Genomic DNA, 21,914 nt, shown 5'->3' with positions numbered 1-21,914 from the left:
GGACATACCCTCAAGGGCATGTCCTTCGTGCCATCACTCGAGCAGCGCCAGCAGGTCGCTGCGGGTGATCGCCGCCGCCCCGGCCGCGTCTTCCAGAGCCGCCTCGGCGATCGCCCGCTTGCGCGCCTGCAGGGCCAGGATCCGCTCCTCGACCGTGTCCTCGGCGACCAGGCGGTGCACGATCACCGGGCGCTCCTGGCCGATCCGGTGCGCGCGGTCGGCCGCCTGATCCTCGACCGCCGGGTTCCACCACGGGTCGAGCAGGAACACGTGATCGGCCGCGGTCAGGTTGAGGCCGGTGCCGCCGGCCTTGAGCGAGATCAGCATCACCGGCGGGCCGTCGGGGTCCTGGAAGCGAGCGACCACGCCGCCGCGATCGCGGGTCGAGCCGTCGAGGCGGCAGAACGGCAGGCCCGCGGCCTGCAGCCCCGGCTCGCACAGGTCGAGCAGGCTGGTCCACTGCGAGAACACCAGCGCCTTGTGGCCCTCCGCGATCGCCTCGGCCAGCGTCTCGAGCAGCAGCTCGAGCTTCGACGAGCGGGCGGCCGACTGCCCCGGCACCAGCGCCGCGTGGCAGGCCGCCTGGCGCAGGCGCAGCAGCGCCTCGAGGGCCGCCAGCACCCCGCCGCCGGCCTGCAGCTGGGCCACCACCTCCTCGTGCGTGGCCGCGCGGATCGCCTCGTAGACGGCCCGCTCGCGCGCGTCGAGGCTGCAGCGCAGCACCACCTCGGTGCGCGGCGGCAGCTCGCGCGCGACCTCCTGCTTGCGCCGGCGCAGCACGAACGGCGCGATCCGGCGCCGCAACGCGCGGGCCGCCGCCGCGTCGCCGTCGCCGATCGGCCGGCCGTAGCGCTCCTGGAACTCCGCGCGCCCGCCGAGCAGGCCCGGGTTGATGAAGTGGATCTGGCTCCACAGCTCGTCGAGGCGGTTCTCCACCGGCGTGCCGGTCATCGCCACGCGCCAGGCGGCCTGCAGCCCGAAGGCCGCGCGCGCGACCTGGCTCTCGGGGTTCTTGATCGCCTGCGCCTCGTCGAGGATCACCATGTCCCACGGCTCGCCCGCCAGCGCCTCGGCGTCGAGCCGCAGCAGCGCGTAGCTGGTCAGCGTCAGGTCGGCCTGGGGATCGATGCGCCGCTTCGGCCCGTGGTACACGCTGACCCGAAGGCCAGGTCGAAACTTCTCCGCCTCGGCGGCCCAGTTGTGCAGCACGCTGGTCGGCGCGACCACCAGCGTCCGCCCGTGCACCGCGCACAGCGCCTGCAGCGTCTTGCCGAGGCCCATGTCGTCGGCGAGCAGCGCGCCGAGCCGGGCCTCGCGCAAGAACGCCAGCCAGTCGACGCCGCGCCGCTGGTACGGCCGCAGGTCGACGCGCAGATCGGCCGGCAGCGGCACCTCCGGGATCGCCTCGAAGCCCTCGACCAGCGCCGCCAGGCCGGCCAGCTCCGGCGGCGGCGGGTAGTCGAGCGCGCGGCACAGCTCCGCCAGCGCCGGCCGGGCCCACGGCGCCGGCTCGCCGCCGCCCGCCTCGCGCGCCGCCAGCAGCAGCGCCACCTCCGAGCCGAAGCGGGATAGCCAGTCGACCGGCAGCGGCGCGACCCCGCCGTCGTCGAGCACCACCTCGCCCGCGCCGGCCTGCCACGCCTCGAGCACCCGGCGCGCGTCCGCCGTCGAGACATGTCCTGAAGAACCTGTCTCAAAGGCAATACCGAGCCGACCGCCGGCCTCCGCGACCATGCGGGCGTGCAGCGGCCCCTTGCGCACGAACTCGCGGTGCGACTCGCCGGCGATCTCCGCCCCCTCGAATTGGCGCAGCGCCTCGGCCAGCCCGACCGCGAGCGGCCCGACCGCGCTGGTCGTGCGCCCGAACTGCAGCCCGAGGTCGCCGAGCCGGCGGACCAGCGACGCCTCGGCGATCGCGTCCCTCCGCGGCACCTCGCGCCCGTGGATGACGAGCCGCCCGGCCTCGACCCGCGCCGTCTCGGGTGTCCCATAGACCAGGACCGGAAGGACAGACATGCCCGTGCCCGCGCGGCCGACCTCGAACACCACCCGGGGCCGCGCGTCGGACAGCACCGGCAGGCGGTCGGTCTTCTCCCTGAAGCCCTTCACCCGCGCGCGCAGGGCCGGGATCGCCTCGGCCACCAGCTCGCCGGCGCGCTCGGGCGGGAATTGCAGCCCGGCGCGCAGCTCGGCCGCCTCCTTGGGCCCGATCCCGCCGTTGTCGAAGCAGCGCAGCACGTCGCCGCACAGCACCACCCCGCTGCCCGAGAACACCTCGGTGATCGTCGGGTCGCGGACGATGTAGAGGCGGAAGCCCTTGCCGCCCTCGAACGCCGCCACCCGCCCGTGGTAGCCGGCCGGCTCGGCGGCGGCCGTGATCTTCTTGCCGTCGAGCGTCACGTCCTCGCAGATCGCCAGCGCCGGCACCAGCTTGCGCGTGATCACCGGCGCCAGCGGCCCGCGCTTGTAGATCCCGAGCGCGCTCTCGACCGCCAGGTCGGCCGCCGTCGCCACGATCCCCGGACCCTCGACCTTGCCGCTGGTGATCTGGAGCAGGCTGAAGCCGAGCGGCGTCTCCTTGCCTTCAGGACCTGTCCCTTCGGACACACGCACGCGCACCAGCTCGAGCCCGCCCTCGACCCGGCGCAGCCGGTAGCCGACCCGCCCCGAGCGCTCGCTGCCGCGCGGCAGCGCCTCGCCGGCCTCGACCGCGCGCTGCAGAGCGATGACCGCCGCCGCGACGTGGAAGCAGCACTCGCCGGCCTCGTCGCAGTCGCAGCTCCACTCGGCGTCGCCCGGGTAGAGCGCGACCGTCGGGCTCTTGCCCGCGCCCTTCACCGCCACCCGCAGCACGACCTCGTCGCGCTCGCGCCGGACCCCCGCGACCGCCCCCACCCGCGCGAGCTCGACCCCTCGCGACCAGTCGCGCGGAGTGCAGGCGGCGCGCACGGCATCGAGGAGGGCTCGCACGGGGCGGTCGCCTAGCACGACCGCGCGGCGCTGTCAGCCGTCCGCCCGCGCGCCCGCGCCAGAGCAGCCCTGTCGGCCTCTCCGTGACGAGCCCGCGCTCGCCGCCGCGGCGCCGACAGGCGAGCCCGGCGCGCTCGACTCCCACGCAACGCGACGCCACGCGAAACAATCGGGGACACCGCGAGCACGAGCTCGAGTTCGCCTATCGCGCCGCGCGCCTCGCCAGGCGTGCTCCCGAGGGCGGCCGCGCGGATCGCCGCGCCGGCGCCCTTTTTCCAGCAGATGTCTCTCCGGACAGCCTCGGCCCGACCGCTCACGGATGTCTCCTCGGACAGGAGCCCCACGACCTTCGCTCACACATGTCTCTTCGGACAGCGCCTCTGCGCGCCGGATCACGTCGGCCGCGGCTCCGGCAGTCCGGGCGGCAGGCGGCCGAGCGCGAGCGGCTGCAGCGGCGCCATCGGCGGCGTGCCCACGCGCTGGCGCCAGGCCTCGGGCCCGAGCGGCTGGATCACGTCCCCGCGGGCCCTGCAGGCCGCCAGGGCCGCGTCGAGCGTCGCCGGCTCGCACGGGTGCAGCACCACCAGCGGGCCGATCGCCCCCGCGTGCGCGGGGGGCGGCTCGATCGGCGGCGCGCGCAGCAGCGCCGGCGCCAGGTAGGTCCGCGGATCGCCCGGGCGCTCGAGCTGTCCTCCGGGACAGAGCACCCTGGCCCCCGGGACAGCCGACCACGCGGCCAGGGCGGCGCGATAGACCTCGGCCAGGGCCGGGTCGACCGGCCCGGCGAACATCTCCGGGTCGTCGGGCGACCCGAACCGCGCGCCGACCCACAGCCGGTGCAGGTGCCGCTCCAGGCGCTCCAGCGGCCCGGCCACGAACGCCTGCACGATGCGCCGCGGGTCGGCGCCGCCGCGGCGCAGACCCGACAGCGCCAGCGCGTACGCGGCCAGCTCGCGGTCGGCGTCGGCGTGGACCGCGGCCACCCGCGGCCGCGCCGGCGTCACGCCGACGAACTCCCAGTCCCGGACCTCCGCGGGGCAGGCCTCGCCCGCCGCGCCGATCGTCAGCGCCTCGCCGGCCTGCTCGCGCGACAGCTCGTCGCGCAGCTCGGCCAGCAGCTCCGGCACCACCGCGCTCGCGCCCGCCTCGACCTCGAGGTGCACGCGCCGGCCCTGACGCAGCAGCGTGCTCACGATCGGCAGGCTCTCGAGCGGCTGGTCGCGGCGCTCGCACACCCGCGCCTGCCGACCGCCGAGCCCGTGGAAGCGCCGCTCCCGGAGCGCCCACAGCTCGCGCTGGACCTTGCCGATCGCCTTGTGCCTGTCCCACGCGACCATCCCGTGCGTGCGCGCCAGCGCCTCGCCGATCGCGTCGGCCCGCGCCGCCAGGAGCCCCAGCAAGGCGACCTGGCGCGCCCGCGCTGCGGCGGCGATCCGTTCCGGCTTGAGGCTCACGAAACCCCGCTATACCACGCCGCGCGCCGCCGCCGTCACGCCCGCGAGCGCGGCCCTCGGACGCGAGCGCCCCTGCGCCCGCTCTGCGTTTGCGCCTGGCACCATCGTCGCTCTGCGGGGACCGGGCGCCCCTGCCTCAACGGAAATGCCCGGGAGGACATGCCCCCGGGGACATGCCCTTTCGAACATGCCTCATCCGGCATGCCTCAAGAAACAGGCGATTGCGCCAGCAGCCCGCGCAGCAGCGCGGCCACCTGCGGCCGGGCCGCGCGGGTGCGGACCTGGACCTCGTCGTGGCTGAGGCCGACCTGGCTGGCCGCGTTCGTGACCACGCCGACGCCGCAGACCGCCGCGCCGTGGGCGGCGGCGAGGATCGCCTCGTAGGTGGTCGACATGCCGACGACCTGGCCGCCGAGGGTCCGCAGCGCCGCGGTCTCGGCCGGCGTCTCGTACTGCGGTCCGCGGGCGTGGGCGTACACCACCTCGGCCAGCTTGCCGGCGCCGAGGCCGGGGTCGAGGGCCTGCAGGCGCGCGCGCAGGTGCGGGCTGTAGAGCTGGCTCATGTCGATGAAGCGGGGGCCGACCAGCGGGGTCGGGCCGAACAGGTTCATCTGGTCCTTGAGCAGCACCACCTGGCCGGTGCGCAGGGTCGGGTCGAGCCCGCCGACGGCGCAGGTCAGGCACACCCCGCGGGCGCCGTTGGCCAGCATGGCGAACAGCGGCGCGGTGCAGACGTCGATCGGGTGGCCCTCGTACGGGTGGATCCGCCCGGTCTGCACGCACACGCGCAGCTCGCCGATCGTGCCGAACACCAGGGCGTTGCCGTGGCCCGCGACCGTCGGCACCGGCAGGCCCAGGCCGCGCAGCGGGATCGAGCCCTCGATCGCCATCCCCAGGCCGTCGGGGCCCTCGCCGGCGATGCCGACGAAGCCCGAGCCGGACACGACGACCCAGTCGATCGTCGCCCCCTCGAGGCGCTCACGCAGGAGCTCGGAGGCGCGGTGGTGGTGCGGGTCTTCGGTGTGGAGCATGCAGGCCAGAGCTCTACAGGCTCATCACCGCCAGCACAACGCCGAGCGCGATGCCGATGGTCACGCCGATGCCGACCGCGATCATCGTCGTCCGCGTCGCCCCCGTCGCCGGCGCGCCGGCCGGAGCGCCCGCCGGCGTCTTCTTCTGCTCCTGCCGGATCTTCTCGTTGATCTCCTCCGGCGAGCGCAGCTCGACGTCGGCGTGGCGCGGCGGCACCTGCCCGCCGAGCCGCTTCGAGATCTCGGTGAGGCCGACCTTGAGCTCCTCGAACGACGGTCGCACGTCGGGGCGGCGGCTCATCATGCGCCGGCACAGGTCCGACAGCGGCTCGTCGAAGCCCTTGATCTCGTACTTGAGCTCCGGCCGCTCCGACCGCAGGTGGCGGCGCACCACCGCGGTGTAGTGGTCGTCCTGGCCGCCCTTGCGGAACGGCGGGTGCCCGCTGCACATGTGAAACAGCGAACAGCCGAGGGCATAGACGTCGGCGCGCGCGTCGACCTCCTTGCCCATCGCCTGCTCGGGCGCGAGGTAGTCCGGCGTGCCGACGAACACGCCCGTGGCCGTGATCGACAGGTCCTCTTGCAACGCCTTGGCCAAGCCGAAGTCGGTCACCTTGACGATGCCGGTCGACGTCACCACCAGGTTCGACGGCTTCACGTCGCGGTGTACGACGCCCACGCGCTGGGTCTCGGCGAGCCCGATCGCCGCCTGGCGGATGACCTCGGCCGCGTCGCCCGGGTGCAGCGCGCCCCGCTTCTTCAGCATCGCGCCGATGTCCTCGCCGTCGAGGAACTCCATCGCCAGGAACGGCCGGTCCTCGTGCTCGCCGATGAAGTACACCGCGACCACGTTCGGGTGGTTCATCTGCGCCAGGGCCTTGCCCTCGCGGAGGAACCGCGTCTTGAACTCCTCCGACTCGCGGTGCTTCTTGCCGAGGATCTTGATCGCCACCCGCCGGCCGAGACCGGCGTCGACGCCCTCATAGACCTCCCCCATGGCCCCCTTGCCGACGAGGCCTTTGACCTTGTAGGGGCCGATCTGGGTCGGAACCGACGACATCGCCCGTCCAACCTAGCACGGACCGCGCCGGGCCCGCTACGTTGCGGACAACAGGCCCCTACGCGCCTTCCTGGCGATCCAGCAGCCCCCTGCCGGCCGCGATCGGCGGCGGCGCAGCCCGCCCTGCGCGCCGCTGCGACCGCGAACTCGAGTCCTCGACCTGCAATCACGCCGGCAGCGCCGGGGAAGCGATCGGGCCCGCAGGCGGCCGCAAGGAACGCGTATCAGTCGCGATGAAAGCCCGGTTCGGCCGGGTTTTCGAAGCGCGTCATGTGCTTGATGAACATCAGCGGGACCTCGCCGATCGGCCCGTTGCGCTGCTTGCCGATGATGATTTCGGCCTGGTTCTCGACCTTCTTCTTCTCCTCGTCGGTCGCGGCGTAGCGCTCGGCGCGGTAGATGAACATGATGACGTCTGCATCCTGCTCGATGGCGCCGGACTCGCGCAGGTCCGACAGCTGCGGCCGGTGATCGGCGCGCGTGTCGACCGCGCGGTTGAGCTGAGACAGCGCCAGAACGGGCATCCGCAGCTCTTTGGCCATGGCCTTGAGGCCGCGCGAGATCTCGCTGATCTCCTGCTCGCGCGAGTCGTAGCGGCTCTTGCCGCCGCGCGCGAGCTGCAGGTAGTCGACGATGATCATCCCGAATTGGCCCTCGATGCCGGGGAAAATGCTCTTGTCGTCCTTGAAGCGACGCGCGCGCGCGCGCATCTCGAGGATCGACGGCGCCGCCTGGTCGTCGATGTAGAACTTGCTCTGGGCGATCCGCGACGCCGCGCTGGTCATGCGGATCCACTCTTCCTCGAGATAGTTGCCGGTGCGCAGCTTGCCGGCGTCGACGCGGGCCTCGGCACACAGCACGCGCTCGACCAGCTGGCTCGCGCCCATCTCGAGCGAGAAGAACAGCACCGGGTGCATCACCGGCTTCTCGGCGTCGGGCAGGCCGTCGAACCGCTGCGGCATGATGCAGGCGCTCTGCGCCAGGTTGAGCACGAACGCCGTCTTGCCCATCGACGGGCGCGCCGCGATGATCACGAGGTCGCCCGGCTGGAGCCCGCCGGTCATGTGGTCGAGCTGCGTGAAGCCGGTGGGCACCCCGGTGATCGGGTTCTTGCGCTTGGCCCGCTCGGAGATGTTGTTGAACACCTGGATCAGCAGGTCGCGCGACGACACGTAGCCGGTCTTGCGCCCGCGCTCGTTGACCTCGAGCACCCGCTTCTCGGCCTGGTCGATGAACTCGTCCGGGCTCTCGAGGTCGCCCATCCCCTCCTCGGCGATCTCCTTGGTGACGACGACGAGGTTGCGGATGGTCGCGGTGCGGCGGACCATCTCCGCGTGGTGGGCGATGTTGCGGCTGGTCGCGTAGCGGTCGGCGAGCCGCGTCAGCGCCTCGATGCCGCCGACCAGCTTGAGCTCGTCGCTGGCGCGCAGCTGCGCCTCGAGCGTGACCGTGTCGATCGGCTCGCGCTTCTCCGACAGCGCCCGCATGGCCCGGAACACGGCCTGGTGCGCCGGGACGTAGAAGTCCTCCTCGCGCACCACGTCGAGCACGTCGAGCAGCGCCTGATCGCCGCGCAGAATGATTCCGCCGAGGATCGCCGCCTCGGCCTCGCTGTTGTGCGGGAGAGTGCGTCCTGCCATCGCCAGCCCGGGAGGATGCCCGAGCCGCGCGCCTCCTGTCGAGGGCACGCGCGGCCCGCCGCCCTTCGCACCAGGCCTGTCGATCCGGCGCTAGTGCGACAGCGGGCCCGCCGGCAACCACGGGGCGGGCTTGCCGGCGAGGAAGCCCGGCATGTTCGAGCCCGGCGCGGCGAGCTGCAGCCCGAGCGCCGTCAGCACTTCGCGCACGCGTCGCGCGCTCGGGTCGTCGGGCTTGAAGTGGCAGCGGAGATCGAGGATGCCGGAGAAGAAAGCGGCGGTGTCGTCGGCGAGGTAGACGAGCGCGTCCTCCTCGTGATCCCACAGCACCCACGGCGTGCCGACCGTGCGCGCGATCGCGGGGTCGACGTAGCGCCCGTACGCGCTGCCTCCGCCGTCCATCGCCACCACGAAGAACTTCGGCGCGTGACAGTCGAGCTGGTCGGCGGACATCGGCGCGAGCTCGAACATCAGGCGCTCGAGGTCCTCGCAGAACTGCGGGTCGGCGTCGGCGCGGGCGATCACGCGGCGCAGCGCCTCGTCGGGCGGCAGACCGAGCGCGTCGTAGTCGGCGAGGTAGCGGCGTTGCATGCCCGCCAGACTTTCACGCCGCGGCCCGGCGTGGCAAGGTGACCGCATGCGCCCCGTCCTCGTCGCCCTCGCCGTCCTCGCGCTGCCCGCCTGCGCCGGCAAGCTGGAAACAGCCACGCGCACCCAGGCCGCCGCCGACTTCAATTGCGACGCCGACAAGCTGAAGGTCCGCGGCGACGAGGTCTACGGCAAGTACCACGTCGCCGGCTGCGGCCAGAAGGGCGTCTATTCGGCCCAGTGCCTGATGGGCGACTGCAGCGCCCAGCGCCTCAAGGGCGAGTAGCGCCCGCAGTCCATCGCCGCGAGAAAGCGACGAGGGGCCCGCGCTGCGGACCCCTCTCGTTCGGACTCACGCGGCCGACCCTCGCGGGCCCGGCCTGGTGATCACACGCCGACCACGTTGACGCGGATCGTCTCGGTGATGTCGCCGCTGAAGCGCACCGGCACCTCGTAGGTGCCGATGTTCTTGAACGGCTCGTCGAGCTTGATCAGCTTGCGGTCGATCGTGATGTTCTGGTTGGCCAGCGCCTCGGCGATGTCCTTGGTGGACACGGAGCCGAACAGCTTGCCCTCGGCGCCCTTCTTGCGGGCGATCGAGACGGACACGCCCTTGAGCTTCTGCGCCATCGCCTTGTGCTCGGCGAGGACGCGCGCCTGCTCGGCGGCGATCAGGCGCTTCTGGTGCTCGAGCTGGGCCATGTTGCCGCGGGTAGCGGCGAGCGCCAGCCCGCGCGGGATGAGGTAGTTGCGGCCGTAACCCGGGCGCACCTTGACCACCTCGCCGGCGCGGCCGAGGCCGGGGACGTCGCTGCGGAGGATGAGTTCCAACATGAGCGGTTAACCTTTCTGTCCTCGGGGTCAGGCCACCGTGTACGGCAGCAGCGCCAGCATGCGGGCGCGCTTGACCGCCTTGGTGATCTGGCGCTGCTGCTTGGCCGTCACGCCGGAGATCCGGGCCGGGACGATCTTGCCGCGATCGGTGAGGAAGGCGCGGAGCAGCTGCGGGTTCTTGTAGTCGATGACCAGGGTCTTGTCGCTGGCGAGCAGCGAAGCCCGGCTGGCCTTGCTCGAACGGGGTGCTTTCTCTTCGCTCATGACTTAGCGCCTCCTCTCGTCGTCGTCGCCGTCGTCGTCGGAGACGAAGCGATCCTCTTCCTCGCGCACCGGCTCGGGCTGCGGCTCCGGCTCCGGCGGCGGCTCGGCCACCGCCTGCAGCAGGTCCTCGGTGATCTCCGAGGGCCGCGCGTCGGGGTCGACGTCGTCCTCGAGCCGGACGGTGTAGTAGCGCAGCACCGACTCCGAGATCTGCAGGTTGCGCTCGAACTCGTGGACGATGTCGCTGCCGCCGAGGAAGCGCCAGTAGAGGTAGATGCCGGTCGGCGAGCGCTTGATCGGGAAGGCCAGCGTGCGGCTGCCCCAGTTCTCGATCTTGATCAGGCGCGCGCCGTACTTCTCGAACACGCCCTGCATCTTGTGGACGAGCTCGAGGATCCCGTTCTTGTTGACGTTGGGGCGCAGGATGATGACGGTCTCGTACTCGCGCTTGGTGCCCTTGCGCGACTGGACCGACACGACCTGGCCGACTGTACTTTCGGACATGGAAGTCTCCTTGTGGACTTGCTGGCCCCCACCATGGGAGCAAGGAGTGGCCCCGCGGGGCCCTCGTCTGCCTCGACCGCCGAGCGGCAGCAAAAGCAAACGGCCCGCCCGGAGCATCCGGACGGGCCGCAAGGTGTAGCCCCGAACGCGCGCCCCCGCAAGAGGGACGCGCAGGTGTTCAGGACCCCGAAGCCATCTTCAGCAGGGTCGGGGCGATCACGACCGCGACGATGGTCATGAGCTTAATCAAGATGTTGAGGCTCGGACCCGCGGTGTCCTTGAAGGGGTCGCCCACGGTGTCGCCGATGACGGCCGCCTTGTGCCGGTCGGAGCCCTTGCCGCTGTTGCCCTCCTGCGAGTTGTCCTTCTTCTGGTCCTCCACCTGCTTCTTGGCGTTGTCCCAGGCGCCGCCGGCGTTCGACATGAAGATCGCCAGCATGACGCCCGACACCAGGGTGCCGGCGAGCAGGCCGCCGAGCGCGAAACGCGACCACAGACCGACCACCACCGGCGAGATGAGCGCCAGCAGGCCCGGCGCGATCATGCGGCGGATCGACGCCTGGGTCGAGATGGCGACGCAGCGCTCGACCTCGGTCTTGCTGCCGGCCTCGAGCACCTGACGCTCCTCCTCGGCGGTCAGGTCGCGGTTCTCGTGCTCGGCCTTGGTGACCAGGCCCAGCGCCGAGCGGAGCACCGGGATCTCGCGGAACTGCCGGCGGACCTCGGTGATCATGTCCATGGCGGCGCTGCCGACCGCCTTCATCGCCATCGCCGAGAACAGGAACGGCAGCATGCCGCCGATCAGCAGGCCGATGAGGACCTCGGGGTTGGTGAGCATCAGCTCCTCGCCCGGCCGGAACCCGACGTTGCGGAAGGCGGCGAACAGCGACAGGGCGGCCAGCGCGGCCGAGGCGATGGCGAAGCCCTTGCCGATGGCGGCGGTGGTGTTGCCCACGGCGTCGAGATTGTCCGTGCGGCCGCGCACCTCCGGCGGGAGGCCGCTCATCTCGGCGATGCCGCCGGCGTTGTCGGAGATCGGGCCGTAGGCGTCGACCGCCAGCTGGATGCCGGTCGTCGACAGCATGCCGAGCGCCGCGAGGGCCACGCCGTACAGGCCGGCGAAGTCGTTGGCGAGGTAGATGGCGCCGGCGATGAGGACGATCGGGATCGCCGTCGACTCGAAGCCGACGCCGATGCCGGCGATGATGTTGGTCGCCGGGCCGGTCTTCGACTGCGCGACGATGCTGTTCACCGGGCGCTTGCCCTTCGAGCAGTAGTAACCGGTGACGAGGCCGATGGCGACGCCGGCCACGAGGCCCGCGACGATCGCCCACATCAGGGCCATGGTCGTGATCGGGGCCGCGCCGTGCGTGAGGATCATCGGCGTGCCGTTGGCCGCGGCCGACTTCACGCAGTAGTCGATGATGAGCCACGAGATCGGCAGCATCACGAAGGCCGCGCCGAACGAGCCGGTGTCGAGCGCCACCTGCGGGTTGCCGCCCTCCTTCGTGCGCACGAAGAAGGTGCCGAGGATCGACACGACGATGCCCGCGCCGGCGATGAGCAGCGGCAGGATCGCCGCCTCGAGCTTGCCGGACGCCGCGACCGCGCCGAGCACCATGGTGCCGAGGATCGCGCCGATGTACGACTCGAACAGGTCCGCGCCCATGCCCGCGACGTCGCCGACGTTGTCGCCGACGTTGTCGGCGATGGTCGCCGGGTTGAGGAAGTGGTCCTCGGGGATGCCCGCCTCGACCTTGCCGACCAGGTCGGCGCCGACGTCGGCCGCCTTGGTGTAGATGCCGCCGCCCACGCGGGCGAACAGCGCGATCGACGAGGCGCCCATCGAGAAGCCGGCGAGCAGGTTGACCACGCGGGTCAGCTCCTGCGCCGAGCCGTCGACGTCGGCGAGCGCGTCGAACTGGCCGAGGTAGAACAGGAACAGCGCGCCGAAGCCGACCAGGCCGAGGCCGACGACGCACATGCCCATCACGGCGCCGCCGCGGAACGCCACCGACAGCGCCGGCGACAGACCGCTGCGAGCGGCGGCCGCGGTGCGCACGTTGGCGCGGGTCGCCACTCGCATGCCGAAGAAGCCGGCCAGCGCCGAACACAGCGCGCCCGACACGAACGACAGGCCGATCATCGGCGACGACGTCGTCGGGTCGGCGGTCAGCACCAATAGGCCGGCGATGACGACCACGAACAGCGCGAGCACCTTGTACTCGGCGGCCAGGAAGGCCATCGCGCCGCGGAAGATCTGCTCGGCGATGCCCTGCATGCGCTGGTTGCCGGCGTCCTGGCGGGAGATCCAGGCCGTCGTAAAAGCCGCGTACAGCAAGGCTAGAGCGCCGCAGGCCGGGACGGCGTACAGCAAGTTTTGGATCGGCATGTCCACGGGGGAGGTCCTTTGCTCGGGCCCGAAGGGCCGGGAACTGATTCGGGCGCGCCCGAAGCTGGATGGGAGAGCTGGCGCCGGGCGCCAGGGTCAGGTGGTGTTGAACTTGTTCATCGCCGTGACCACGCCCTCGCGGGTCACGCAGGTGATCGCCTTGACGGCCCGCGCGAGCAGCTCGTCGACGACGACGCGCTCGTCGGGCAAGAAGTCGGACAGCACGTGATCGGCGACCTCGCCGTGCACGGGCCTGCCGACGCCGAGGCGGATCCGCAGGAAGTCGCCGTTGCCGAGCAGCTGCAGGATGTCACGCAGGCCATTGTGCCCTCCGTGACCCCCGCCCTTCTTGACCGCGAGGCGACCGAGCGGGAAGTCGACCTCGTCGTGGACGACGAGGATCTGCGCCGGCGGCACGCGCAGGAATTGAGCCGCCGGGACCACGCTCTGGCCCGAGCGGTTCATGAAGGTCTGCGGCTTCAAGGCCACCACGCGGGCCGAGCCGGCGCCGAGGGTGGCGACCTGGGCCTTCCACTTCTCGGACCAGCTCGGCGAGGTCGTGGCCTGCTCGCACCAGGCGTCGACCGCCATGAAGCCGATGTTGTGGCGCGTGCGCGCGTACCGGGCCCCGGGGTTCCCGAGGCCCACGAGGAGCCATGGCGCCTGGTCGGCCATCTGCGCGCGCCCTCAACATCGGCGGTGGAGGCTCACTTCTTCTTGGCGTCCTTGGCCGGCGCGGCGGCCTTGGCCGGAGCCGCCTTCGCAGCCCCCTTGCCCGCGGCCGCCTTCTTGCCGGCCTCGCCGGGCGTCTCTTCCTTCTTGGCCTTGGCGGCCTCGACGAGGACGAGCGGGAGGTTGCCGTTGTCGAGGATCCGCCCCGCCGGGAACGTCACGTCGCGCACGCGCAGCGTCTGCCCGCCCTCGAGCGGCGTCACGTCGATGACGAAGCTGGTCGGGATGTCGGCCGGCTTGACGGCGACGCGGATCTGCCGCGCCATCGTCTTCAGCGTGCCGCCGACGGCCACGCCGGCCGCGCGGCCCGTGAACTCGAGCGGCAGCTTGACCTCGAGCTCGCGCTCCGGGTCGACGCGCAGGAAGTCGACGTGCAGGATGTCGTCGCGGACCAGGTCGAGCTGGCGGTCGACGATGATGCAGGACTCGACGCGATCGGCCTTGCCCTCCTCCTGGATCCGCACCGAGAACCAGGTGTTGCGCTTGCGGGCCGGGTCGACGGCCTTGCGCAGCGCGAGCGGGTCGAGGGCGATCGTCAGGTGCTCGCCGCCATGGCCGTAGACCACGCCGGGGATCTTGCCGGTCGCGCGCAGCTTGTGGGCCGCGCCCTTGCCGGTGCCCGTGCGGGCCTGGACGGTGATTTCACGTTGCTGGTTCATGGTGATTGTCTCGCTTCTGTCGGGTCCCCGGTTCGGGACCCCTCGTCTCGCCGCCGGGTGGGAGCCACACCATCGGGGCTCGCCGCCGGTTGGGCAGAGGTCTTGGTCGGTGCGATCAATAGAAGAGGCTCGAGATCGAGTCTCCGTGGTGGATGCGCTTGACCGCCTCGGCGAGCAGCGGCCCGAGGCTCACCACCGTGAGGCGGTCGCAGCGGGCCAGCCGATCTTCCTGCGGGCAGCTGTTGGTCACCCAGATCCGCTTGATCACCGACTTGTTGATGCGCTCCATCGCCGGGCCCGAGAACACCCCGTGGGTGGCGACCGCGTAGACCTCGGTGGCCCCCGCCTTGAGCACCGCCTCGGCCGCGTTGCACAGCGTGCCGGCGGTGTCGATGATGTCGTCGACGAGGATCGCCCGCTTGCCCGACACGTCGCCGATCAGGTGCATCACCTGGCTGACGTTGGGCCCGTCGCGCCGCTTGTCGATGATCGCCAGCGGGCAGTCGAGCAGCTTCGAGTACAGGCGCGCCCGCTCGACGCCGCCGGCGTCCGGCGAGACCACCACGACCTCCTGCCCGCGCAGACCCTCGAGCTTGAGCAGGTCGCGGAACACCGGCGTCGCCACCAGGTGGTCGAACGGGATGTTGAAGAAGCCCTGGATCTGCCCGGCGTGCAGGTCGACCGCGAGCACGCGATCGGCCCCGGCCGCGGTCAGCAGGTCGGCCACCAGCTTGGCCGAGATCGGCGTGCGCGGCTTGACCTTGCGGTCCTGGCGGGCGTAACCGAAGTACGGCATCAAGGCGACGATCGACCCGGCGCTCGCCCGCTTGAGCGCGTCGATCATGATGAGCAGCTCCATCAAGTTGCGGTTGGGCGGCGAGCAGGTCGACTGCATGATGAAGCAGTTGACCCCACGCACGTTCTCACCGATCTCGACGAAGATCTCTCCGTCGGAGAAGCGCTCGGCGCGAGCCCTGCCCTGCGAGATGCCGAGGTGGTCACACAGCTCGGCGGTGAGGGCCGTGTTCGAGTTGCCGCCGAAGATCGTGAAGGTCTTGTTCAAGCGCGGTTCCTCGGGTCCAGGCGAAGGAGGTAGCAGGGAAAGATTGGGGCGGTAGGATTCGAACCTACGAATGGCGGAACCAAAAACCGCTGGCTTACCACTTGCCGACGCCCCAGGCGGATGTTCAGCCCCGGAGGGCCGGAATGGAATTGGCTGTGCTCTGAGGACCGCGGAGGCGGCCCCCAGGGCGCGCGCTTTATAGGATTAGCCCAAAGGCGCTGTCAACCGTCCCCCTGGCGCCCAGGCGGGCCTCGCGTCCGCAGGCCGGGTCCCGCGCCGGCAGACGCCGCGACCGTCGGCGCGCTTCCCGCGCCTGCCCGTCACGACCTGGCCCGAGGGCCCGGCGGCGAACCTGAGTTCGGTACGACGAATTGGGGGTGACGAGCCCGTGGCCTGCTTCGCGGACGTCGCTCGAATCGCGTGAGTTCTCTTGCTCGGGAGCGGGGCACAAAGCAGGTGGAGCCGAGGGTCTCCGTGCGGTGCGAGGGTCCCGCTTTGTCCCACCGTCACTTTACCCATGTGCTAGGTTGCGGCCCTCGCAGGAGACGACCAATCCCATGTCGCCCACGCTGAAGTCTCACGGACGATCGCGCCGTGCCCTCGCCGGCCGCGCCGGACGCACCCTCGCCCTGTTCACCCTCTGCGGCGGCCTCTCGATCGCGCCGATCGCCGCTGACGCCGCGCCGGCGGCGGATCCTGCGCCTGCGAAGGCCGCGACCGCGGCCAAGAAGCCGGCCAAGGGCGGCCTCGGCTTCGACCTCCCGGTCCAGGAGTTCACGCTGGCCAACGGCCTGCGCGTGTACGTGGTCGAGGACCACTCGACGCCCGCGTTCAACATGACCCTGCTGTACGACGTCGGCTCGCGCGACGAGGTCCAGGGCCGCACCGGCTTCGCCCACCTGTTCGAGCACATGATGTTCGAGGGCAGCAAGAACGTGCCGCCGATGGGCCACCTCACGTTCGTGCAGCGTGTGGGCGGCAACAACAACGCCGGCACCAACTACGACATGACGGTCTACTACAACAACCTGCCGAGCCAGTATCTCGAGCTCGGGTTGTGGCTGGAGTCGGACCGCCTGCGCTCGCTCGAGATCACCGACGCCAACTTCGAGAACCAGCGCTCGGCCGTGAAGGAAGAGAAGGCCATGCGCATGGACAACGTGCCCTACGCGGCGGCCGTCCAGAAGTGGCTGTCGGCCGCCTGGGCCGGCACCGGCTACGGGCACGAGGTCATCGGCAGCCTGGAGGACCTCAACGCCGCCAAGACGCCCGACGTGCAGGCGTTCTTCGACAAGTACTACGCGCCCAACAACGCGGTGCTGGTGTTCGTCGGCGACGTCGAGCTGGCCGACCTCCAGGCCAAGGTCGAGAAGTACTTCGGCGACATCAAGAAGGGCCCCGACCGCGCGCCCACGGCCGTCGGTCAGGTCGACCGCAGCAAGCCGATGGAGTCGGTGGTCGAGGACCCGCTGGCCCAGCAGGCGCTGTTCCTGCTCGGCTGGCACACCGTCGGCGCCAACCACCCCGACCGCCACGCCCTCGACCTGCTGAGCAACATCCTGCTCGTCGGCGAGTCGGCGCGGATCCCGAAGATCCTGCAGGACGAGAAGAAGCTGGTCGCGTTCAGCGGCGGCACCCACTTCGCCCTGCGCGACGTCGGCCTCGTGTTCATCAACGCCATGCCGCTCAAGGACGTCAAGTTCGACGCGATCAAGCAGGTCGTGCGCGACGAGGTCGCCAAGGTCCAGAAGTCGGGCATCACCGCCAAGGAGCTGCAGAAGGCGATCAACGCCCAGGTGATGAACACCGTCGAGACCCTCGCCACCAACCAGGGCCGCGCCAACGAGATCGCTCAGGGGGCGCTGTTCCACAACGATCCCAAGCACGTCCTGACCGACCTGGAGAAGTACCAGCAGGTCAAGCCCGCCGACATCAAGCGGGTCGCCAACGAGTACCTGGGCCCCAACTGGCTGACCCTCGAGATCAACCCCGGAGGCGGCGGCGCGCCGATGGGTATGGGCGCCGGCTGACCGAGCTGACCTCAAGGACAGGAGCCAAAGACCATGTTCACGCGCACCACGCACCACTTCGCCACTGCCCTCGTCGTCGCCGCCCTCGCCGCCCCCGGCTGCGGCAAGCCCAAGGGTGAGACCACGCCGCCCGACGCCGGCCAGCCGACCGACAACGGCCAGGAGGTGGCCGCCAAGCCGACGCGGGTCTACCAGGATCCGCCGCCGCCGACCGAGCCGCGCGAGGTCCAGTTCCCCGACCTGCAGAAGATCACGACCAGGAACGGCCTCGAGATCTACGTCGTCGAGAACCACGAGGTCCCGCTGCTCACCGCGCAGCTGGTGATCAAGGCCGGCACGATGGACGACGAGCAGCTGGCCGAGATGACGGCGAGCATGCTCGGCGAGGGCACCAAGACCCGCACCAAGGCCAAGATCGACCAGGAGATCGAGTTCGTCGGCGGCAGCCTCGGCGCCGGCGCCGGCATCCACGACACCAGCGTGTTCTCGCAGGTGCTCAAGCGCGACATCAAGCTCGCGCTGACGCTGATGGCCGACGAGGTCATGAACCCCGCGTTCCCGCCCGACGCCCTGGCCAAGCTCAAGGACAAGGCCAAGACCGGGCTCAAGGCGATGAAGTCGAACTCCGACGTGCTCGCCGACCACCTGTTCCAGATGGCGGCCTACCCGGTCGGTCACCCCTACGGGCGCCCGATCCCGAGCGAGGCGCAGATCGACGCCGTCACCGTCGACGCGGTCAAGAAGTTCCACGACACCTTCTACCGCTCGAACAACGCCTACCTGATCCTCTCGGGCGACATCACCGTGCCCGAGGCGGAGAAGCTCGGCAACGAGGTGTTCGGCAAGTGGAAGCCGATCGAGGGCAACGCCCCGATCAACCCGCTCAACGCCTTCAAGTCGTACAAGCACCCGCCCAAGCTGATCGTCCACCTGGTCAATCGGCCAGGTTCGGCGCAGAGCGACATCCGCGTCGGCAACCTCGCGCTCGCGCGCAAGAACCCCGAGTGGATCAAGCTCGACCTCGCCTCCGACATCCTCGGCGGCGGCTCGACCGGGCGCCTGTTCCTCGACGTGCGCGAGGAGAAGGGCCTGACCTACGGCATCTACACCAAGATGGAGCCGGGCGTGGCCCCGGGCACCTGGCGGATCTGGACCAAGACCAAGACCGCCACCACCGGCGAGATGCTCAAGGCCATCTTCGGCCACATCAAGAAGATGCGCGACGAGGACGTCACGGCGAAGGAGTTCGAGGACGTCACGCGCGAGGCGATCGGCAGCTTCCCGCTGAGCATCGAGACCGCCGACCAGGTCGCCGGCCGCGTGCGCACGATCCTCACCTACGGCCTGCCGAACGACTACTACAAGACCTACCGCGACGAGGTGCGCAAGGCGCAGCTCGCCGACATGAAGACCATGGCGCGCAAGTTCATGAACGACGTACCGGTGGTCGTGGTCGTCGGCCGCGCCGACAAGACGGAGCAGCAGATCAAGGACGCGCTGCCCGACGCCACCATCGTCCACTACGACACCGACCTCAACTGCGTCGAGAAGGACACCACCTTCTGCGCCGCCAACAAGGCCGACCTGGCCGCGCCCGCGCCGGCCCCGGCTCCGGCCAACTAGTCGACCGCCGTCGCGGCTCGTGATAACCCGCAGGGGCCCCGCGGAAGCGCGAGGGCCCCTTCGCGCGTAAGGGCCCCGAATCGCCCTCCGGCCGCGTTCGCGGCCCCGTCTGTTCAGGAGACTCCATCATGTGCGGCATCATCGGTTACACCGGCGCTCGCTCCGCCGTCCCGCTCCTCCTCGGCGGCCTGCGCCGCCTCGAGTACCGCGGCTACGACTCGGCCGGTGTGGCGGTCCCGTCGACCACCGGAGGCCCGGTCCAGCTCTCGCGCTGCCAGGGCAAGATCGCCGCGCTCGAGGCGTCGCTCGACAAGGCCCCGCTCGCCGGCCCGTGCGGGATCGGGCACACGCGCTGGGCCACCCACGGCAAGCCGTCCGAGGTCAACGCCCACCCGCACCGCGCCGGCGACGTCGCCGTCGTCCACAACGGCATCATCGAGAACCACGCCGAGCTGCGCGCGCGCCTGCAGGCGGCCGGCAGCCACTTCACCAGCGAGACCGACACCGAGGTCATCGCCCACCTGGTCGCCCACGAGCTGACGAAGGACTCCGACTTCTTGCAGGCCGTCGTGCGCGCCGCGGCCCAGCTCGAGGGCGCGTGGGCGATCGCGGCGGTGAATCAGAAGCAGCCCGACACCATCGTCGCCGCGCGGCACAGCGCCCCGCTGCTGCTCGGCCTCGGCGGGCCCGGCGTCGGCGAGGACAGCACCGCCGCCGAGAACTTCGTCGCCAGCGACGTCTCGGCGATCTTGCAGCACACGCGCGTCGTCGTCGACCTCGAGGACGGCGACCTCGCCCGCATCACGCCGAACCACTACGAGGTCGTCGACGCCCACGGCAAGCCGGTCCAGCGCCCGCGGCGGCGCGTCGAGTGGAGCCCCGCCGCCGCCGAGAAGCAGGGCTTCCGCCACTACATGCTCAAGGAGATCCACGAGCAGCCGCGGGCCATCCGCGAAACCATGCTCGGCGCCGGCGTCGGCGCCGACGACGTCCGCTTCGACGGCCTGAGCCTCGACGTCAGCGCGTGCGCGCGGATCGTCATGCTCGCCTGCGGCACCAGCTTCCACGCCGCCCTGATCGGTCGCTCGCTGATCGAGGGCCTCGCGCGGATCCCCGTCGAGGTCGACATCGCCAGCGAGTTCCGCTACCGCGACCCGATCGTGCGCACCACCGACCTCGCGCTGGCGATCAGTCAGTCGGGCGAGACCGCCGACACCATCGCCGCGCTCAAGGAGGCCAAGCAGCGCGGCGCCCAGACGCTGGCGATCTGCAACGTCCTCGGCGCCTCTCTCAGCCGCGTCGCCGACCAGGTCCTCTACACCCACGCCGGCCCCGAGATCAGCGTCGCCTCGACCAAGGCGTTCACCACCCAGCTCACCATGATGGTGCTGCTGGCGATCCACCTCGGGCGGCGCACCGGCCACCTCACCGCCGAGCGCGCCAAGGCCCTCGTCGACGGCCTGCAGGACCTGCCGGCGCACATCGACAACTTGCTGGCCGCCAGCGCCGCGATCCGGATCGTCGCCCGGCGGCACCAGGGCGCGCGCGACTGCCTCTTCCTCGGCCGCGGCCTGTGCTATCCGGTCGCCCTCGAGGGCGCGCTCAAGCTCAAGGAGATCAGCTACATCCACGCCGAGGGCCACGCCAGCGGCGAGATGAAGCACGGGCCGATCGCCCTGGTCGACGGCAACATGCCGGTCGTCGTGCTCGCCCAGCGCGGCCCCGGCTACGGCAAGGTCCTGTCCAACCTCGAGGAGGTGCGCGCGCGCGGCGGCAAGATCATCGCGGTCGCCACCCTCGGCGATCACACCATCGGCGACCTCGCCGACGACCTCATCCTCGTCCCCGACGTCGCCGGCGAGCTGCAGCCGATCCTCGCCAGCATCCCGCTGCAGCTGCTCGCCTATCACTTCGCCGACTTGAAGGGCACCGACGTCGACCAGCCGCGCAACCTCGCCAAGTCGGTCACCGTCGAGTAGCGGGCCGCTGCATCCGCCAGAACCGCACCCCGCCGAGGTTGGCGAGGTCGTGCTCGCCCACGACCTCGTAGCCGTGGCGCATGTACAACCGCTTCGCCGGCTCGCGGTCGGTCTCGAGGTAACACGGCAGCCCGGCCGCGTCGGCGCGGGCCGACAGCGCGCGCAGCAGCGCCGAGCCGAGCTGCAGCCCCTGCATGTCCGGCTCGACCCCGAGCACCGCGAGGAAGAAGTGCGGCGCGCGAGGGTGGTGCGTGCGCAGGAACTCGTCGAGCCGCAGCAGCCGCGGCAGGCACGACGCGACGCTGAGGCCCGCGAGGTAGATCGGCAGCAGCGCCAGCCCGCGCGGCTTCTGGCCTGGCCCATAGGACAGGCTCGTCGCGACCGGGCGTCCCTCGACCCGGACCACCTCGACCGTGCCCGCCGCCAGCGCCGCGCCGGTGAGCCCGCCCATCAGTCGGGTCGCCCGGACCAGCCGCCGCGCCCGGTCGTCGCCGAGCACGGCCATCATGCCCGGGTTGTCGCAGAACGCCCGCCCGAGCAGCCCCCGCAGCTCCTTCGCCGCGCCGGCGAAGCCCTCGACCGGCCACGACGTCACGCCGCGCCTCCGCGGCGCCACACGCCCGACTTCCCGCCTGACTTTTCGACCAGCACCACCGACTCGATCGTCATCGCCCGGTCGATCGCCTTGCACATGTCGTAGATCGTCAGCGCCGCGGTGGTGGCCGCCGTCATCGCCTCCATCTCGGGGCCGGTGCGGTCGACCGCGGTGACGCGGACCGTCGCGCGCACGCCGGGGAGGTCGGGCTCGAGCACGAACTCGACGTCGATCCCGGTGAGGCGCACCGGATGGCACAGCGGGACCAGCTGCGGGGTCTGCTTCGCGCCCGCGATCGCGGCCAGGCGGGCCACCGCGAGCACGTCGCCCTTGCCGATCTGGCCCTCGCGGATCCGCTCGAGCGTGGCCGGGGCCATGCGCACGCGGGCCTCGGCCACCGCGGCGCGCGCCGTCTCCGGTTTGTCGGTCACGGCGACCATGCGCGCGGCCCCGGCGGGGTCGAAGTGGGTCAGGGGCTCGGCCATGGCCGCGAGGCTAG

At 71.3% G+C, this 21,914-nt stretch carries 19 protein-coding genes and 1 tRNA gene; 4 read left to right on the top strand and 16 right to left on the bottom strand.

The features are described 5' to 3' along the window. Positions 1-33: 33 nt before the first annotated feature. The 6 genes from K7C98_RS44905 to K7C98_RS19910 all read right to left on the bottom strand — a co-directional run bounded on the left by K7C98_RS44905 (position 34) and on the right by K7C98_RS19910 (position 8,743). On the bottom strand, positions 34-2,970 hold the full coding sequence (locus K7C98_RS44905; RefSeq protein WP_224193280.1) for an SNF2-related protein: 2,937 nt from the start codon (positions 2,968-2,970) through the stop codon (positions 34-36). Between the two features lie 392 nt (positions 2,971-3,362). Further along, complete coding sequence (locus K7C98_RS19930) at positions 3,363-4,424, bottom strand: aldehyde dehydrogenase family protein (protein WP_224193279.1); 1,062 nt, start codon at positions 4,422-4,424, stop codon at positions 3,363-3,365. A gap of 206 nt (positions 4,425-4,630) precedes the next feature. After that, positions 4,631-5,455 carry a purine-nucleoside phosphorylase gene (locus K7C98_RS19925; protein ID WP_224193278.1) on the bottom strand — a complete coding sequence of 275 codons (825 nt, stop codon included), beginning with the start codon at positions 5,453-5,455 and terminating at the stop codon, positions 4,631-4,633. A 13-nt stretch (positions 5,456-5,468) separates the two neighbouring features. Beyond that, positions 5,469-6,515, bottom strand: a complete 1,047-nt coding sequence (locus tag K7C98_RS19920) for a serine/threonine-protein kinase (RefSeq protein ID WP_224193277.1) — start codon at positions 6,513-6,515, stop codon at positions 5,469-5,471. Between the two features lie 224 nt (positions 6,516-6,739). Further along, complete coding sequence (gene dnaB / locus K7C98_RS19915; protein WP_224193276.1) at positions 6,740-8,155, bottom strand: replicative DNA helicase; 1,416 nt, start codon at positions 8,153-8,155, stop codon at positions 6,740-6,742. A 90-nt stretch (positions 8,156-8,245) separates the two neighbouring features. Continuing rightward, entirely contained in the window at positions 8,246-8,743 is a 498-nt protein-coding gene (locus tag K7C98_RS19910) for a hypothetical protein (RefSeq protein ID WP_224193275.1), read from the bottom strand. Positions 8,744-8,789: 46 nt separating this feature from the next. Here K7C98_RS19910 and K7C98_RS19905 point away from each other — a divergent pair, with 46 nt between their 5' ends. Beyond that, entirely contained in the window at positions 8,790-9,026 is a 237-nt protein-coding gene (locus tag K7C98_RS19905) for a hypothetical protein (protein WP_224193274.1), read from the top strand. 101 nt (positions 9,027-9,127) lie between these two features. Here K7C98_RS19905 and rplI read toward each other — a convergent pair whose 3' ends face one another. From rplI to K7C98_RS19865, 8 genes are all read right to left on the bottom strand, one after another. Continuing rightward, positions 9,128-9,574, bottom strand: coding sequence for a 50S ribosomal protein L9 (rplI, locus tag K7C98_RS19900; protein ID WP_224193273.1), 447 nt, complete (start codon positions 9,572-9,574; stop codon positions 9,128-9,130). A 27-nt stretch (positions 9,575-9,601) separates the two neighbouring features. Continuing rightward, positions 9,602-9,838 carry a 30S ribosomal protein S18 gene (gene rpsR / locus K7C98_RS19895; protein WP_224193272.1) on the bottom strand — a complete coding sequence of 79 codons (237 nt, stop codon included), beginning with the start codon at positions 9,836-9,838 and terminating at the stop codon, positions 9,602-9,604. Positions 9,839-9,841: 3 nt separating this feature from the next. After that, positions 9,842-10,342, bottom strand: coding sequence for a 30S ribosomal protein S6 (gene rpsF / locus K7C98_RS19890; RefSeq protein WP_224193271.1), 501 nt, complete (start codon positions 10,340-10,342; stop codon positions 9,842-9,844). A 178-nt stretch (positions 10,343-10,520) separates the two neighbouring features. Next, the gene (locus tag K7C98_RS19885) at positions 10,521-12,734 is read right to left on the bottom strand and encodes a sodium-translocating pyrophosphatase (RefSeq protein ID WP_224193604.1); all 2,214 of its coding nucleotides are present in this window, start codon (positions 12,732-12,734) and stop codon (positions 10,521-10,523) included. A 96-nt stretch (positions 12,735-12,830) separates the two neighbouring features. Then, on the bottom strand, positions 12,831-13,409 hold the full coding sequence (gene pth / locus K7C98_RS19880) for an aminoacyl-tRNA hydrolase (RefSeq protein WP_224193270.1): 579 nt from the start codon (positions 13,407-13,409) through the stop codon (positions 12,831-12,833). Between the two features lie 32 nt (positions 13,410-13,441). Next, the gene (locus K7C98_RS19875; protein WP_224193269.1) at positions 13,442-14,125 is read right to left on the bottom strand and encodes a 50S ribosomal protein L25; all 684 of its coding nucleotides are present in this window, start codon (positions 14,123-14,125) and stop codon (positions 13,442-13,444) included. A gap of 115 nt (positions 14,126-14,240) precedes the next feature. Beyond that, the gene (locus K7C98_RS19870) at positions 14,241-15,188 is read right to left on the bottom strand and encodes a ribose-phosphate diphosphokinase (RefSeq protein ID WP_224193268.1); all 948 of its coding nucleotides are present in this window, start codon (positions 15,186-15,188) and stop codon (positions 14,241-14,243) included. A gap of 43 nt (positions 15,189-15,231) precedes the next feature. Continuing rightward, a tRNA-Gln gene (locus K7C98_RS19865) sits at positions 15,232-15,303 on the bottom strand. A gap of 442 nt (positions 15,304-15,745) precedes the next feature. Here K7C98_RS19865 and K7C98_RS19860 point away from each other — a divergent pair. The 3 genes from K7C98_RS19860 to glmS all read left to right on the top strand — a co-directional run bounded on the left by K7C98_RS19860 (position 15,746) and on the right by glmS (position 20,820). Continuing rightward, on the top strand, positions 15,746-17,218 hold the full coding sequence (locus K7C98_RS19860) for a M16 family metallopeptidase (RefSeq protein WP_224193267.1): 1,473 nt from the start codon (positions 15,746-15,748) through the stop codon (positions 17,216-17,218). 33 nt (positions 17,219-17,251) lie between these two features. Beyond that, on the top strand, positions 17,252-18,841 hold the full coding sequence (locus tag K7C98_RS19855) for a M16 family metallopeptidase (protein WP_224193266.1): 1,590 nt from the start codon (positions 17,252-17,254) through the stop codon (positions 18,839-18,841). A gap of 128 nt (positions 18,842-18,969) precedes the next feature. Next, positions 18,970-20,820 (top strand): glutamine--fructose-6-phosphate transaminase (isomerizing), encoded by a 1,851-nt coding sequence (glmS, locus tag K7C98_RS19850; RefSeq protein WP_224193265.1) that lies wholly within the window; start codon positions 18,970-18,972, stop codon positions 20,818-20,820. Here glmS and K7C98_RS19845 read toward each other — a convergent pair. Both K7C98_RS19845 and moaC read right to left on the bottom strand, forming a co-directional pair. Then, positions 20,807-21,415 carry a GNAT family N-acetyltransferase gene (locus tag K7C98_RS19845; RefSeq protein ID WP_224193264.1) on the bottom strand — a complete coding sequence of 203 codons (609 nt, stop codon included), beginning with the start codon at positions 21,413-21,415 and terminating at the stop codon, positions 20,807-20,809. The two genes, glmS and K7C98_RS19845, sit on opposite strands and share 14 nt — an antisense overlap. Further along, positions 21,412-21,900, bottom strand: a complete 489-nt coding sequence (gene moaC, locus K7C98_RS19840; RefSeq protein ID WP_224193263.1) for a cyclic pyranopterin monophosphate synthase MoaC — start codon at positions 21,898-21,900, stop codon at positions 21,412-21,414. Before moaC ends, K7C98_RS19845 begins: the two co-directional genes overlap by 4 nt. Positions 21,901-21,914: the final 14 nt, after the last annotated feature.

The organism is Nannocystis pusilla, from assembly GCF_020073745.1.
Classification (GTDB): domain Bacteria; phylum Myxococcota_A; class Polyangia; order Nannocystales; family Nannocystaceae; genus Nannocystis; species Nannocystis radixulma.
This window is presented reverse-complemented; position numbering and strand designations above follow the sequence as displayed.

What these genes read in the sequence shown, in the direction of transcription:
- K7C98_RS19920 (WP_224193277.1), bottom strand. Translation starts at nt 6,515, where the DNA reads ATGTCGTCGGTTCCGACCCAGATCGGCCCCTACAAGGTCAAAGGCCTC.
- K7C98_RS19860 (WP_224193267.1), top strand. Translation starts at nt 15,746, where the DNA reads ATGTCGCCCACGCTGAAGTCTCACGGACGATCGCGCCGTGCCCTCGCC.
- moaC (WP_224193263.1), bottom strand. Translation starts at nt 21,900, where the DNA reads ATGGCCGAGCCCCTGACCCACTTCGACCCCGCCGGGGCCGCGCGCATG.
- K7C98_RS19885 (WP_224193604.1), bottom strand. Translation starts at nt 12,734, where the DNA reads ATGCCGATCCAAAACTTGCTGTACGCCGTCCCGGCCTGCGGCGCTCTA.
- glmS (WP_224193265.1), top strand. Translation starts at nt 18,970, where the DNA reads ATGTGCGGCATCATCGGTTACACCGGCGCTCGCTCCGCCGTCCCGCTC.
- K7C98_RS19875 (WP_224193269.1), bottom strand. Translation starts at nt 14,125, where the DNA reads ATGAACCAGCAACGTGAAATCACCGTCCAGGCCCGCACGGGCACCGGC.
- rpsR (WP_224193272.1), bottom strand. Translation starts at nt 9,838, where the DNA reads ATGAGCGAAGAGAAAGCACCCCGTTCGAGCAAGGCCAGCCGGGCTTCG.
- K7C98_RS19855 (WP_224193266.1), top strand. Translation starts at nt 17,252, where the DNA reads ATGTTCACGCGCACCACGCACCACTTCGCCACTGCCCTCGTCGTCGCC.
- K7C98_RS19925 (WP_224193278.1), bottom strand. Translation starts at nt 5,455, where the DNA reads ATGCTCCACACCGAAGACCCGCACCACCACCGCGCCTCCGAGCTCCTG.
- pth (WP_224193270.1), bottom strand. Translation starts at nt 13,409, where the DNA reads ATGGCCGACCAGGCGCCATGGCTCCTCGTGGGCCTCGGGAACCCCGGG.
- rpsF (WP_224193271.1), bottom strand. Translation starts at nt 10,342, where the DNA reads ATGTCCGAAAGTACAGTCGGCCAGGTCGTGTCGGTCCAGTCGCGCAAG.
- K7C98_RS19905 (WP_224193274.1), top strand. Translation starts at nt 8,790, where the DNA reads ATGCGCCCCGTCCTCGTCGCCCTCGCCGTCCTCGCGCTGCCCGCCTGC.
- dnaB (WP_224193276.1), bottom strand. Translation starts at nt 8,155, where the DNA reads ATGGCAGGACGCACTCTCCCGCACAACAGCGAGGCCGAGGCGGCGATC.
- rplI (WP_224193273.1), bottom strand. Translation starts at nt 9,574, where the DNA reads ATGTTGGAACTCATCCTCCGCAGCGACGTCCCCGGCCTCGGCCGCGCC.
- K7C98_RS19910 (WP_224193275.1), bottom strand. Translation starts at nt 8,743, where the DNA reads ATGCAACGCCGCTACCTCGCCGACTACGACGCGCTCGGTCTGCCGCCC.